The 14,060-nt window shown below is 71.6% G+C and carries 12 protein-coding genes; 8 read left to right on the top strand and 4 right to left on the bottom strand.

The window, feature by feature from the left end:
• Positions 1-2 precede the first annotated feature (2 nt).
• On the bottom strand, positions 3-3,038 hold the full coding sequence (locus ACFWNN_RS02835) for a BTAD domain-containing putative transcriptional regulator (protein WP_382438104.1): 3,036 nt from the start codon (positions 3,036-3,038) through the stop codon (positions 3-5).
• Positions 3,039-3,489: 451 nt separating this feature from the next.
• Here ACFWNN_RS02835 and ACFWNN_RS02840 point away from each other — a divergent pair, with 451 nt between their 5' ends.
• On the top strand, positions 3,490-4,050 hold the full coding sequence (locus ACFWNN_RS02840) for a hypothetical protein (RefSeq protein ID WP_382438105.1): 561 nt from the start codon (positions 3,490-3,492) through the stop codon (positions 4,048-4,050).
• Positions 4,035-5,027 carry a sporulation-delaying protein SdpB family protein gene (locus ACFWNN_RS02845; RefSeq protein ID WP_382438106.1) on the top strand — a complete coding sequence of 331 codons (993 nt, stop codon included), beginning with the start codon at positions 4,035-4,037 and terminating at the stop codon, positions 5,025-5,027. Before ACFWNN_RS02840 ends, ACFWNN_RS02845 begins: the two co-directional genes overlap by 16 nt.
• Here ACFWNN_RS02845 and ACFWNN_RS02850 read toward each other — a convergent pair.
• From ACFWNN_RS02850 to ACFWNN_RS02860, 3 genes are read right to left on the bottom strand one after another with little or no spacing between them, the layout of a single operon-like run.
• Positions 4,981-5,778 (bottom strand): DeoR/GlpR family DNA-binding transcription regulator, encoded by a 798-nt coding sequence (locus ACFWNN_RS02850; RefSeq protein WP_382438107.1) that lies wholly within the window; start codon positions 5,776-5,778, stop codon positions 4,981-4,983. The two genes, ACFWNN_RS02845 and ACFWNN_RS02850, sit on opposite strands and share 47 nt — an antisense overlap.
• Entirely contained in the window at positions 5,775-6,806 is a 1,032-nt protein-coding gene (gene pdxA, locus ACFWNN_RS02855) for a 4-hydroxythreonine-4-phosphate dehydrogenase PdxA (RefSeq protein WP_382438108.1), read from the bottom strand. Before pdxA ends, ACFWNN_RS02850 begins: the two co-directional genes overlap by 4 nt.
• Complete coding sequence (locus ACFWNN_RS02860; RefSeq protein ID WP_382438109.1) at positions 6,803-7,900, bottom strand: four-carbon acid sugar kinase family protein; 1,098 nt, start codon at positions 7,898-7,900, stop codon at positions 6,803-6,805. The genes pdxA and ACFWNN_RS02860 overlap by 4 nt, the downstream gene beginning before the upstream one ends.
• A 146-nt stretch (positions 7,901-8,046) precedes the next feature.
• Between ACFWNN_RS02860 and ACFWNN_RS02865 the strand changes: the two genes are divergently transcribed.
• Genes ACFWNN_RS02865 through ACFWNN_RS02890 form a run of 6 tightly spaced genes read left to right on the top strand, consistent with a single transcriptional unit; the run spans position 8,047 to position 14,045 of the window.
• Positions 8,047-9,621 (top strand): ABC transporter substrate-binding protein, encoded by a 1,575-nt coding sequence (locus tag ACFWNN_RS02865; RefSeq protein ID WP_382438110.1) that lies wholly within the window; start codon positions 8,047-8,049, stop codon positions 9,619-9,621.
• A gap of 3 nt (positions 9,622-9,624) precedes the next feature.
• Complete coding sequence (locus tag ACFWNN_RS02870; protein ID WP_382438111.1) at positions 9,625-10,560, top strand: ABC transporter permease; 936 nt, start codon at positions 9,625-9,627, stop codon at positions 10,558-10,560.
• Positions 10,557-11,462: an ABC transporter permease gene (locus ACFWNN_RS02875; RefSeq protein WP_382438112.1), complete on the top strand. Its 906-nt coding sequence runs from the start codon at positions 10,557-10,559 to the stop codon at positions 11,460-11,462. The genes ACFWNN_RS02870 and ACFWNN_RS02875 overlap by 4 nt, the downstream gene beginning before the upstream one ends.
• A complete protein-coding gene (locus ACFWNN_RS02880; RefSeq protein ID WP_382438113.1) occupies positions 11,462-12,271 on the top strand; it encodes an ABC transporter ATP-binding protein in 810 nt (269 codons plus the stop codon). The genes ACFWNN_RS02875 and ACFWNN_RS02880 overlap by 1 nt, the downstream gene beginning before the upstream one ends.
• Positions 12,268-13,083: an ATP-binding cassette domain-containing protein gene (locus tag ACFWNN_RS02885; protein ID WP_382438114.1), complete on the top strand. Its 816-nt coding sequence runs from the start codon at positions 12,268-12,270 to the stop codon at positions 13,081-13,083. The genes ACFWNN_RS02880 and ACFWNN_RS02885 overlap by 4 nt, the downstream gene beginning before the upstream one ends.
• Positions 13,080-14,045, top strand: a complete 966-nt coding sequence (locus tag ACFWNN_RS02890; RefSeq protein ID WP_382438115.1) for an aldo/keto reductase — start codon at positions 13,080-13,082, stop codon at positions 14,043-14,045. The genes ACFWNN_RS02885 and ACFWNN_RS02890 overlap by 4 nt, the downstream gene beginning before the upstream one ends.
• The last annotated feature ends 15 nt before the right edge of the window (positions 14,046-14,060 follow it).

Genomic DNA, 14,060 nt, shown 5'->3' on the forward strand with positions numbered 1-14,060 from the left:
GGTCAGCTCACTTTCGCGACCTCGCGCACGACCGTCAGCGTGCGGGGCGCGGGTCGTCCGCACGCGCACCGCATGCAGCCCGTGCCGGTGCCGGCCAGGTGCGCGCGGGCGTTGTCCGCGTCCACCGCGCCGTCCGGGTAGAGCTCGACGGCCCGTTCCCAGTGCGTGCGCGCCCACTCGTGCTCACCGCGGCGGGCCGCGACGTGGGCGAGTCCCTCGTGCGCCCGTGCCCACACCATCGGCAGCACGCCCGCTTTCGCCAGTTCCTCGGCGTCGCGGAACATCGCCTCGGCCTCGCGCACCCGGTCGGCGGCCAGACAGGTCTCGCCGAGCCCGTTCAGCGCGTCGCCCTCGGGCTCGCGCAGGTCCATCCGCCGCGCCGACTCCAGGGCCTCCCGCCCGAAGGTGAACGCGTCCGCGATCCGGCCCTGCCTGCGGTAGGTGACCCCGAGCCAGGCCAGCGAGATGCACTCACCCCGGCTCATGCCGATCTCCCGGCTGAGCCGCACGGCGCGTTCGAGCGCGGTGGCCGCCTCGCCGTCGCGGCCGCGCAACTGGGCGAGCCAGCCGAGGTTGATGAGCACCACGACCTCGCCGCCGGAGTAGCCGCTGCGCTGGTGCATCGCCAGTGCGGCGCGGAACCGGGCGTCGGCCTCGGCGTGGCGGCCGAGGTTGCAGTCGACGAACCCGAGGTCGATGGTCGAGTTGACCTCGGCCCGTTGGTCACCGACGGACCGGGCGAGCTCGACCGCCTCCGCGAAGCTCCCGGCGGCGTCGGTCAGCATGCCCGCCTGCACCTGTGCGGCGCCCAGATCGCGCAGACCTCCCACGGCCGCGGGCAGGTCGCCCAGCTCGCGGCTGATCGCGATGGCCCGGCCGAGGAAGTCGAGCACCTCGCCGTGGCGGCCCTCCTCCCGCAACGCGAACGCCATGTTCGTCAACGCCATCGACTCACCGCACCGGTCGCCGAGGGCCCGCGCGGCCTTCAACGCGTCGCGGGACAGCTCCAGCACGCCGGACCGCAGGCCCACGCGGGTCAGGTAGGGCATCAGCAGGCACGGCAGCTGCCACGCGTGCACGTGCCAGCCGTGCGCGCTCGCGTACCCGGCCACCGCCACCATGTTCTTGTACTCGGCCCGGAGCTGGCGCACGTCGTCCTCTTCGGACTCGGAGGCGGGCAGTTCCGGTTGCCACGTCAGGTCCGGCTCGAAGCCGCGCCGTCCCGGCAGGGAGCGCCGGCCGCGCACGTCGGCGAGGTGCAGGTAGTAGTCGAACAACCGGTGCCGCGCGGTGTCCAGTTCGGACGGTGTGCCGGCGCGGTCGGCGAGGTCGAGGGCGCAGTCGCGGACGAGGTCGTGCAGGCAGTAGCGGCCGTACCTGCGCTGCATCAGCAGGTTGCACTCGACGAGCTCCTCCAGCACGTCCTGCGCGTCCTGCACCGGCACCCCGGCGAGCGCGGCGGCGGCGTGCGCGTCGAAGTCGGCGCCGGGCACGAGTGACAGCTTCCGGAACAGCTCCTGCCGGTCGGCCGGGAGGTGCTGGTACGACAGGGTGAGCACGCCCGCGACGCTGACGTCGTTCGCGGTGAACGCACGGGCGCGGCGCTGCCGGTCGCGCAGCTGCTCGGCGAGGTGGGCGACGCTCCACGGCCGCCGCCGGAAGCGCGAGGCGGCGATCCGGATCGCCAGCGGGAGCCCGCCGCACAGGGAGATCACGTCCGCGACCGCCTCGGGTTCGGCGTCCGCCCGGTCCTGGCCCGCGATCCGGCTGAACAACGCCACCGCGTCGGCCGCGGGCAGCACGTCGAGCGACACCGGGACGGCCCCCTCGATCGACATGAGGTGGCACCGGCTCACCACCAGCACGACGGAGCGGGACGCGCCGGGCAGCAGCGGCCGGACCTGGCCCGCGTCGGCGGCGTTGTCGAGCACCACCAGCAGGCGGCGGCCGGACGCCTCGGTCAGCCACAGGTCGCGGCGCGCGGCCGGGTCCACCGGGATGCGCTCCGGTGGCACGCCGATCTGGCGCAGCAGCAGTTCGAGTGCGGCGGCCGCGACCAGCGGCGCGGTGTCGGCGGTGAACCCGCGCAGGTCGACGTAGCAGAGCCCGTCGGAGAAGCGGTCCGTCAGCCGGTTCGCCACGTGCACGGCCAGCGCGGTCTTGCCGATGCCGCCCATGCCCTCGATGGTGACGACGGCGCCCGCCCGGTCGCCGATCGCCCCGACCAGTTCGTCCACTTCGGACTCGCGGCCGGTGAAGTCGGGGATGTCGAACGGGAGCGGCGACCGGCGGGGCTCCGCCACCGGAACCGGTCGTGCGCGCAGGAACTCGGCGTGCAGCCCGGTCAGCTCCGGTCCGGGATCGGCACCCAGCTCGTCGGCCAGCGCCCGGCGCCCCTGCTCGAACACGGTCAGCGCGTCGCCGCGGCGCCCGGCCCGGTCCAGTGCCCGCATCAGCGTGGCGCGCAACGACTCCCGCAACGGGTGCTCGGCGACCTGGCCCATGAGCTCTCCCAGCAGCGAGGTCACCTCCCCCAGTTCCAGTCGCAGCTCGGCGAGCCGCTCCACCGCCTGCAGCCGTTGCTCCCGCAGGCTCTCGGCCTCCGCGTCGATCGACGGGGACGTGAGCCCGGTCAGCACCGGTCCCCGCCACAGGTCGAGCGCGCTCTGCAGGAACGCCACGGCCTGCGCCGGTTCTCCCCTCCCCGCGAGGACGTCCGCCTCGTGGATCCGGGCGCGGAACAGGTCCGCGTCGAGGCTGCCCTCCGGCAGGTCGAGACGGTAGCCGTGGGGGGTGGTCGTCAGGTGGCCACCGCCCCACGTGACGACGCGGCGCACCGCGGCCGCCGCGTTGCAGACCTGGCGGCGGGCGGTCTGGGGCGGGTCCTCCCACAGTTCGTCGATCAGCCGGTCGAAGGACACGACGGTCCCGGCGCCGAGCAGCAGGAGCGCGAGCAGCTTGCGCTGCCGTTCCCCGCCGAGCCCGCCGGGGCGCCCCGCGGACCGCAGTTCCAGCGGGCCCAGAATCCGATAATCCATTCAGCCGCACGCTTTCCGTCTCGGAGTACGCCAGTGTGGGCCGTCGGCGGACATCGGTGGCACCGCGGCGAATACAGGAGATATCACCTTTAAGAGCGGGCCAGTGGCGGAAAAATACCGTGGGATTTCTGTACCGATTCAGCCTCACGTGGAATCACGCAGCGGAGCCGCTCGAACACACCACGTAACCAGTTGACGAAGTGGACAAACGCTGCCATATTCCCCTCCGCAGTGATGAGGAAGGGAGGTTCCTCATCACATCCAGGAGGGGATCAAGAAATGAGAACCGCGGGTTTCTTCGGCGCGCTGTTGGCGGCTGCGGCACTGGCCGCGATCACCATTGCCAGCTCTGCTTCGGACACGGCGCCTGTCGATTCAGGCAACCAGACGGCACTCATCATCGGGCCGTGCACGACAGGCGAGTGCTGAACCGACCGGGATTTCCGGTCCGATGTCCACCGAAATGGACACCCAGGCCCGTGCCGCGAAAGGCATGGCCTTCACCGGCGCCGCACTCGGCGTGATTCTGCTCGCGACCACCGCCGCCCAGTTGCCCGCCGACGTCGTCGGACCGGAAATCAGCGCCCAGCGAGACGCGTTCCGGTTGTTCTGGCCCGTCGGAATGCAGCTCTTCACGAATGCGGCGGGGCGCGAGTTCACCGTCGTGTACCGCCACGACAAAGCCGCCGGCACGTTCGTCCCGATCACCCGGACCGCGGGTGACCGGGACTACCTGGGCGGCCTCGACCGCGGTGCCTACGCGGACCTGGTCCGGCTGCTGGCCCTCGCGCGGGAGCTGCCGGAGGACCGCTGGCGGGACTGCGCGGGACCGACCGCGGCCGACTGCGCCGCCGTCGTCTCCACGACCCCACCAGTGATCCTGACCAGCTATTTCACCGATCCCGCGGCGTGCGGGCCCACCGTTTTCGCCGTCGAGAGACCCAGCCGGAACGGCACCGCCCGGCACGTCGTCCGAGTCGTCCCCGTGGAACTCACGTGCGCACCCCGGTAGCCCGCGCGCTCGCGTTCGAACCCCGCACGCGCACCCTCGGCGCCGCTCGGTCGCTGGTCGCGATCGCGGAACTGTCCGCTCTCGTGTTCACCTCGGACACAGACTTATTCCCCGCTGTGCCGAATGGACCAATCGGCCCCCGATGCGACGGTCTGCGCGCCCTTTCGCTCTGGTGCGCGGACACTTCTCCAGCCGCGCAGACCGTTGCCCGACTGGTCACGATCGCCGCACTCGTGCTCGCGGCCTCGGGATACCGGCCGCGCTGGACGTGCATTCCGCAGTGGTACGCGACCTTCAGTCTCGCCGCCGCGATGCACGTGCCCAACGGCGGCGAGAACGTGGCCCGCATCGTCACTCTCCTGTTGATCCCGTTGTGCCTCGCCGACGATCGCGTCTGGCATTGGAGACGTCCGGACACGCCATTACCGGCGTGGTGGAGCGGCGCTTCCTGGATCACCCACTGGGCCGTTCGCGTGCAGGTCGTGGTCGTCTACGGCCAGGCGGTCTGGATCAAACTCCAGGAACCGGAATGGCGCGACGGCAGCGCGATGCACCATGTGATGCAGGACGCGTATTTCGGAACCGGTTCGCTACTCGTACCGTTCGCGGATTCGGCACTTCTGTCCCCTGTGATCACATGGGGAACGATCCTGCTCGAATCGGCCATCGTGATCTGCGTGCTCGGGAATTCCCGATCGCGCCGCGCCGCCCTCGCGTTCGCCGTCGTGCTGCACGGCGGGATCGTGCTGGCGCTCGGCCTGGTGAGCTTCGGCCTCGTGATGATCGGCTTCGTGGCCGCCGCGAGCAGCGGCCGGACGGAACCCCAGACGAGGACCAAGCCGAACCAACTCGCCCTGGATGCCTTCACCCCCGCAGGACGAGCAGCGGTTCAGGGCCGCCCGAACAGCGCCGCGGTTTCCCCGACCGCGATCAACTCGGCTGGCCGGTCTGCTCCGGTCCGACCACGACCACGGTGATTCCCTTACCGCGCAACCGTTCCACCACGGCGGGGTCGGCGTCGGAGTCGGTGACCAGCGTCCACGGCAGGGGCAGCCGAGCCCAGGCGTGGAAGGGGCGCTGGTCCAGCTTCGCGGCGTGCGCCAGGACGTAGACGTGGTCGGCTCGCCGGGCCATCAGTTCCTTGAGGCGGGTCTGGCGCAGGTCGGCCTCGCAGATGTCGCCTGTCGCGTTGATGCCGTCCGTGCCGAGGAAGACCCGGTCGAACGTCATGCGTTCGAGCGCCGCTTCGGTGAGCGGGCCGACGAACCCCTGGCTGAGCGGGCGCAGGGTGCCGCCGAGGCATTCCACGTGGACCGACTCGACGTCGGCGAGCTCCTGCAGCGCGGTCATCCCGGTGGTGGCCACGGTGAGGTACTCGGCCCGGCGCAGTTCGTGGGCCAGGGCGCCGATGGTCGAGCCGGCGTCGAGCAGGATGGTCTCGCCGGCGTGGATCTGGTCCGCCGCCCAGCGGGCGATCGCCTGCTTGGCCTCGAAACCCTCGCCGATGCGTTGGCGCAGCGAGGATTCCGGGTGCGCGTTCACCGCGATGGCGCCGCCGTAGGTGCGCGCGAGACGCCCTTCCGATGTCAGGCGCGCCAGGTCGCGGCGGATGGTCGACGGGGTGACGTCGAACATCCGGGACAGCTCCTCGACGTTCGCCAGGCCGGTCTCGGTGGCCAGCCGGACGATCTGGTCGCGGCGCTCGCGCGTGCCGACGGCGGATGTCATCGTGCTGCGGTCTCCTGGTCGGGGTCGGGAGCCACGGCCAGTTCGGCCGCCTGGCGGAGTGCTTCGACCATGCTACGGGCGTCCGCCTTGCCGGTACCGGCGATGTCGAACGCCGTGCCGTGGTCGACCGAGGTGCGGATCACCGGGAGGCCGACGGTGAGGTTGACGCCCGCCTCGATGCCCAGGACCTTGACCGGGCCGTGGCCCTGGTCGTGGTACATCGCGACGATGAGGTCGTAGTCGCCGCGGCCCGCGAGGAAGAACGCGGTGTCGGCGGGCAGCGGGCCTCGGGCGTCGATCCCCTGCTCGCGCAGGACCTCCAGGGCGGGGACGATCTTCTCCTCTTCCTCGCCGTAGCCGAACAGGCCGTTCTCGCCGGCGTGCGGGTTGATACCGCACACACCGATCACCGGTGTCTTGTTGCCCGCCCTGACCAACGCCTCGTGGCCGCGCCGCACCGTGCGCTCGACCAGTCCCGGTTCGATCCTCCTGACGGCGTCGAGGAGCCCGATGTGGGTCGTCACGTGGATGACCTTGACCTTGGGGGTCGACAGCATCATCGACACCTCCTCCACTCCGGTCAGGTGCGCGAGGAGTTCGGTGTGGCCTGGGAACACGTGCCCGGCCGCGTGCAGGGCCTCCTTGTTGAGCGGGGCGGTGCAGATGGCCTGGACCGCGCCGCTCAGCGCAAGCTCGGCGGCGAGGCGCACGTACTGGTAGGCGCCTTCGCCGGCAACGGGTGAGAGTTCGCCCCACGGCAGGTCCTCGGGGAGCAGGCCGAGGTCGATCACGTTGACCCGGCGTCCGCCGAACTCGGCCTCGTCGGGTCCGGCCACGGCGACGACGTCGGCCTCGACACCGACGATGGTCGCGGCCTGACGCAACCGCCGCGCGTCACCGATCACCACCGGGCGGCACACGGCGAGGGTGTCCGGGTGCAGCACCGCGGGCACGATCACCTCGGGGCCGATCCCCGCCCCGTCACCCATCGTGAGAGCGACGACCGGGAGTGCGCTGACTGCGTTCACGGAAACTGCCTTTCGGTCAGGGCTCGCACGATCTGCGCGAGGGAGTCCGGTCCGCCGAAGCTGCCCGGTCTGGTCACCACGACCCGCCCGTCCCGCGTGCGCGAGCGGACGGCTCCGTGGTGGATCTGGTCGAGGGGTTCGAGTTCGTCGACGCCGAGAGCGTCGAGAACGCGGCGGCCGGTCTCGCCGCCGATGAGGACGAGGTCGGGTGTGCCGGCGACCGCGGCGACGACGCGGGCGAGCGCGGCGGAGACGTCGGGGACGAGGCCTTTGGCCGGGCCGACGCGCAGCACGGTGACCCCGTGCACCGGCGGGACCGGAACCTGCCCGGCGAGGAGGGCGTCCACGTCGAACGTGTGCACGGAAGATCCGGAGAGCAGCGCGACCTGCTGTGCCGCAACGGGTTCGGCCGTGCCGACGACGACCAGAACGGCTCCGCCCGCAGGTGTGGCGACGAACGGCGACGTGGTCGTCCGCATGCGGCCCAGCGCGGCGGCGAGAGCACCCGATCCCGCCAGGGCGAGGTTCGCCGGTGCCCGTACGGCGGCCGCCGCGATGAGGTCGAGGTCGCCGTCGGTCTCCGCGTCGCACACGACGGCGACGCGCGCGTCCGCGGCCTTCGCCAGCGAATCAGCGAGTGCGGGCCCGCGCACGACGTCCAGCCCCAGTGTCAGCGCGGACGGCATCACCTCGCGCGGAGTTGCGCAGTTCGCGCGCCAGCCGCTCTCGTCCACGCGCAGCACGCCGTCCACGACCGTGCGTCCCGCAATGGGCAACGCCGGAGTCACGACCACACCGAAACCGTGGGACACGAGGGCGCCGATCTCGGCGGAGACGTTGCCGCGGAGCAACGAGTCGATCTTCTTGAACACCCGGTCTCCCGGACGTACCGAGGTCAGCGCGGACGTCACCGCCGCGGCCGCGGCACCAGGTGGCAGGGCGCGGGAGTCGGTGTCGACCACGACGACCTCCGCAGAGCTGTCCCGGGCCTGCAGGAGGACCACGCTGCGTGTTCCGCGCACACCCAGCGCAACCGCGGTCTCCGCCGCGCCTGACAGGTCATCAGCGACCGCGAACACGGGAAAGTCGTCCATTCCAGCCTCCCCTCTCCGCGTGGTCTCCGTCGCCGACTATGCCACAGACTGCGCGTTCTGCGCGATAGCTGTTGCGCGTTTCGCGCAGACGTGTCAGTGTGGCCCACGCAACTCCTGCTCGTCCGGGCACACGGAAGAGGTCGACGATGACCCAATTCGGCAGCGGCGCCGTGCTCAGCCGCCGCTCTTTGCTCCGCGCCGGCCTCGCCGCCGGAACCGGCCTGGCACTGGCCCCGCTCGCAGCCTGCGCCGGTCCGATCGGCGCCGCCGCCCCTGGTTCGCTGGCCCTCGGCCTCAACCGGTCCCTGGTGAGCCTCGACAACAAGCTGCTCCAGTTCGACGCCGCGGTCACGGTGCAACGCGCGGTCCGCCAGGCGCTGACCCGCATCGACGGTTCCATGAAGGCGCAACTCGTGCTCGCCGAGCGGTTCGAGCAGACCGCGCCCACCCAGTGGACCGTGCGGCTGCGCCCCGAGGCGCGCTACTCCGACGGCAGCCCCGTGACGGTCGAGGACGTGGCCACCGCGCTGAAGATGTACCCGCAGGTCAACGGGTCCTTCGTGATGGGCCTGTTCCCCGAGGTGCCGTCGGTGTCCAAGGTGGACGACCACACGCTGTTGCTGGAGACGGCCCGGCCGGTCCCCATCCTCGACCTGCTGATGGCCAACATCCTGATCACCCCGGCCGCGGCCAACCGGCCGGAGGAACTGGCCACCGGCATCGGCTCCGGCCCGTACGTGGTCGCCGCCGCGAACAGCGGCACCGGTGAGTACACCTTCGAGCGCAACCAGAACTACTGGGCGGCACCACCCTCGGTGGGCACGGTCAGGGTGCGGTTCGTGCCGGAGGAGTCGAGCCGGGTGATCGCGCTGCGCAGCGGCGAGCTCGACGTGATCGACTCGATCACCCCGGACTCGGCGGAACAGCTGGCTGGACTGCCGGGCGTCGCCCTCGAGAACATCACCGGTACGCGGCTCAACCAGCTCTTCTTCAACTTCCGCAAGCCCGCCGGGCACCCGTTGGCCGACGCCCGCGTGCGGGAGGCGCTGACGTACGCGATCGACGGCAGGGCACTCGTCGAGGACGTGCTGGTCGGCTCCGTCACCCAGGCGGAGGGCGTCGTGCCGCTCGCCCTGTCCGGGGCGGTGCGGACCGGCACCTACACCCACGACCCCGCGAAGGCCCGCGCCCTGCTGGATTCGCTGGGCGTGCGCGACCTGAAGTTGAAGATCATCTGGGAGACGGGCGAGTTCCCCGCCGACACCTCGGTGATGGAGGCCGTCGTCGAGATGCTGCGGGTGGTCGGCGTGAGCTCCGAACTGCAGCAGTTCGAGCCCGGTGGTGACATCGGGAAGTGGCGGCAGGGCCGTGGCGGCGACTGGGACGTGCTCGGCAACGGCTACCCCGGCCCGACCGGGCAGGCGGTCACCACGCTGCTCGGCATGTACGGAGGCACCGCCGAGAAGGAGAGCACCCGCGACACCTACCACGGCTACGTCAACCCCCCGATCGCCGACGCGCTCGCGTCGGCGGCGGCGGAGACCGACGTCGACCGGCGCACCGAGCTGCTCACCTCGGCCCAGCAGGCGATCTGGGCGACGTGGCCGTGTCTGTGGGCGTTCGTGCCGAAGGTGCTGCTCGCCCGCCGCACCAGGGTGCAGGGCGTGGGCCTGCAGCCGATCAACTCCTACGACCTCAGCGCTGTGCGCGTGGAGGGCTGAGCCGTGATCACCTACCTGGCGCGCCGCGTCGGCCAGAGCCTGCTCACGATCTTCCTGACGGTGTCGACCGTCTTCGTCCTCGTCCGCCTCGCGCCCGGCGACCCCGCCGCGGCCTACGCCGGTCCGATGGCCTCGCCGGACGACGTCGAACGGGTGCGTGAGCAGCTCGGGCTGAACGAGCCGCTGCTGTCGCAGTACTGGATCTTCCTCAACGGCCTGCTGCACGGTGACCTGGGCACGAGCTTCGCGTTCCGCGCACCCGCCTTCGACGTGGTGCTCGGCCGGCTCCCCTACACGATCACGCTCGCCGTCGCCGCGATCGTGCTCACGACACTGGTGGCCGTGCCGCTCGGCGTGTGGATGGCGCGCCGGGCCGACACGCGCCGCGAGATCGGCGTCAACGTCGCGACCATCGCCGGGCAGTCGATGCCAGACTTCTGGACCGGGGTCATGCTGCTCACCGCGTTCGCTGTCCTGCTGCCGGTGCTGCCCGCGTCCGGCTTCACCACCTGGGGCGGTCTCGTGCTGCCGGCGGTCACGGTGGCGATCCTGCAGATCGCGTTGATCTCCCGGCTCGTCCGCCGGGAGATGGGGTCCGCGCTGGGGTCGCCGTACCTGACGGTGGCCCGCTCGCGCGGCATCTCCGAACGCGTGCTCGTGTGGCGGTACGCGATGGGCAACTCGGCGGTGCCGGTGGTGACCGCGCTCGGCACCCGGTTCGCCGCCCTGCTCAACGGTGTCGTCGTGGTCGAGGTCGTCTTCGCCTGGCCGGGCGTCGGTTCTCTCGTCGTGCGGGCGCTCGAGACCCGCGACTACCCGGTCATCCAGGCGACGGTCCTGATCACCGCCGCACTGGCCGTCGCGGTCCAGCTGCTCGTCGACCTCTCCTACCCGCTCCTCGACCCGCGTGTGCGCCTCGGAAAGGCGGCCTCCCGATGACGACCACCACGCAGCCATCCCCTCCGAGGCCCAGCGCGGTCACGCCGGAGGTGCTCGCCGCGGCGCCCGCGACCCGGCACCGCGCGGCGAACCGGTTCAAGCTGTGGGCCGGCTCGATCTGCACGCTCGTCGTCGTGTTGCCGATCCTGCTCGCGGGCTTCCTCCCCCTGCCCGGTCCCGACGCCCAGGACCTGGGACGACGGCGCCTCCCGCCGTTCACCGACGGCCACCTGTTCGGCACCGACCAGCTCGGGCGCGACCTGCTGTCCCGCGTGCTGCACGGCGGCCAGGTGTCGCTGACCATCGGCGTGCTCGCCGTGCTGGTCTCCGGCGTCATCGGCGTGCTCGCCGGTGCGGCCGCGGGCTACTTCGGCGGCTGGGTCGACACCGCGGTGTCCCGGCTGCTCGAAGCACAGCTCTCGTTGCCGTTGCTGATGATGCTGCTGCTCGTGGTCGCGTTGTTCGGCCCGTCGGTGCCGGTGATCACGTTCGTCATCGCGATCGCCCAGTGGCCGGAGATCGCCCGGCTGACCCGCTCGCTCGTGCTGGTGGAGCGGGAGAAACCGTACGTCGCCGCGGCCAGGGTGCTGGGGCTGCACCGGTTCACGATCCTCGCCCGGCACGTGCTGCCCAACGTCGTGCGCCCCGCGAGCCTCGTCGTGCTGCTCCTGCTGGCTCAGGCGGTGCTGCTGGAGAGCGCGCTGAGCTACCTCGGCGCCGGTCCGCAGCGCCCGTTCGCGACGTGGGGCCGGATCATCTCCGACGGCCAGGACTACATCACCACGTCGTGGTGGCTGATCACCCTGCCCGGCCTCGTCATCGTGCTGCTCGTGGTCGGGGTCAACCTGCTCGGCGACGCCCTGCGGGACCGCACCCGCCGGACCAGGAAGGCGGACGCGTGATGCCCGCACCGTTGCTCGAGGTCGAGGACCTCCAGATCGAGCTGATCACCCCCGCCGGTGTCGTGCGCGCGGTGGACGGCGTCAGCTTCACCGTCGGCCGCGGCGAGACGGTCACCCTCATCGGCGAGTCCGGATCGGGGAAGTCGACCACCGCGATGGGGGTGCTGCGGCTGCTGCCGGACCGTCTCGCGGTCCTGTCCGGTTCGGTGCGGCTCGACGGCACCGACGTCGTCGCGGAACCGTCAGCGGTCGTCCCTCTGCGCGGCCGGTTCGCCGCGCTCGTCCCGCAGGACCCGATGACAGCGCTCAGCCCGGTGCACACGATCGGTGCCCAGCTCGGCGAGGCGCTGCGGTTGCGCCATCCCGGCCTGTCGCGAGCCGAGATCCGGCAGCGTGGAATCGCGTTGCTCGAACAGGTGCGCATCCGCACGCCGGAGACGCGGTGGGGTGCCTACCCGCACCAGTTCTCCGGAGGCATGCTGCAACGGGTGCTGATCGCCATCGCGCTGGCGTCCGAGCCCGCGTTGCTGGTCGCCGACGAGCCGACCTCGGCGCTCGACGTGACGGTGCAGGCCGACGTGCTGGACCTGCTGCTCGAACTGCAGGAACGCACCGGCATCGGCATTCTGATGATCACCCACGACCTGGGCGTGGCCCGGCTCGTCTCCGACCGCATCCACGTGATGCGCGAGGGCCGGTTCGTCGAGTCGGGTGAGGTGGAGCAGATCGTCGAGGATCCACGTGACCCCTACACCCGCGCGCTGCTCGACGCGGTTCCCCGCCTGGGAGTTCTGGAGGTGACCCCGTGACGAGCGCACTGCTGACGGTCGAGGACCTGGTCGTCCAGTTCGGAACGCTGCGGGCGGTCGACGGCGTGAGCTTCACGCTGGACCGCGGCCGCACTCTCGCGGTGGTCGGCGAGTCCGGCTGCGGCAAGTCCACCATCGCCGGGTCCGTCGTCCGGCTGATCCGTCCCACCTCCGGCCGGATCGTGCTGGACGGCGATGACATCACCGCGATGCCGGAGAAGCGGCTCCGGCCGTTGCGGCACAAGATGCAGATGATCTTCCAGGACCCGTACGGCTCACTCGACCCGCACCTGACGGCGTTGCAGATCGTCGCCGAACCGCTGCGGTTGCGCGGACGTGACCGCACGGCCTGCGCGCGGGAGGCGGCCGCGTTGCTCGACAGGGTGAAGCTCCCCGACAGCTCACACGACCGCAGGCCCGCCGAGTTCTCCGGTGGCCAGCGGCAACGCATCGGCATCGCCCGCGCGCTCGCCAGCGAACCGCAGCTCCTGGTGTGCGACGAGGCGACCAGCGCACTGGACGTCTCCGTGCAGGCGCAGGTGCTCGACCTGCTGCGGGAGATCCAGCGCGACACCGGCGTCGCCTACCTGTTCATCTCGCACAACCTCGGTGTGGTCAGGGAGATCAGCGACGACGTGGTCGTGCTGCGCGCCGGACGCGTCGTCGAGGCCGGTCCCACCAGCCGCGTGCTCGGAGCACCGGCCGAGCCGTACACCCTCGCGTTGCGGCGCGCGGCGCTCGACCCGGCGACCATGCGCGGCCGCAAGCCCCGCGCGCTCGTTTCCGCCTCCGCAGAAGGGAAGCAGTCGTGACCGACGTGAAGCTGCCGGGCGTACCGGTACCGCTGTCCCGGCTCGTGCTCGGCACGATGACGTTCGGCGACACCGTGGACGTCGCCGCGGCGAAGTCCATCACGGACGCCGCGCTCGACGCGGGGATCACCGGTGTCGACACCGCGAACGCGTACGCGGGCGGGAAGACGGAGGAGATCCTGGCGGGCCTGCTGCACGGTCGTCGCGACCGGGTCGTGCTCGCCACCAAGGCCGGCATGCCCCACCCGGACGCGGGCGAGCACAGCCCGCTCTCCCCTGCCGCGTTGCGCGCGTCGCTCGAGGGCAGCCTCCGGCGTCTCGGCACCGACCACGTCGACCTGTTCTACCTGCACCAGCCGGACCGCGCGACGCCGATCGCGGACACGCTCGGTGCCGTCGCCGAGTTCGTGGACGAGGGCAAGGTGCTGGCGCTCGGCGTGTCGAACTTCGCGGCGTGGCAGATCGCCGAGCTCACTCATGCGGGCGGGCCTCGACCCGTTGTGGCGCAACAGCTCTACAACCTGCTCGCCCGCCGCGTCGAGGAGGAGTACCTGGAGTACGCCCGCACGAGCGGCCTCGTGACGATGGTCTACAACCCGCTCGGCGGCGGCCTGCTGACCGGCAGGCACCGGTTCGGCGACGAACCCGGCACCGGCCGGTTCAGTGACTCGCGGCTGGCCGGGATGTACCGCGAGCGGTACTGGGACCCTCGCCTGTTCGCCGCCGTCGAGCGCCTGACCGCGATCGCGGACGGCGCCGGGATCGGCCTCGTCGAGCTGTCGCTGCGCTGGCTGCTCGGTCAGCCCGGCGTCGGCTCGCTGCTGCTCGGCGGCTCCCGCGTCGAACAGCTCCACGCCAACATCGCGGCCGCCGCGGCCGGTCCCCTGCCCGGCGACGTGCGCTCCGCGTGCGACGAGGTCGGCGCGGACCTGCGCGGACCGATGCCCGCCTACAACCGATGACCAAGGAGACACCCG

It is taken from the genome of Lentzea sp. NPDC058450 (genome assembly GCF_042721395.1).
GTDB lineage: Bacteria > Actinomycetota > Actinomycetes > Mycobacteriales > Pseudonocardiaceae > Lentzea.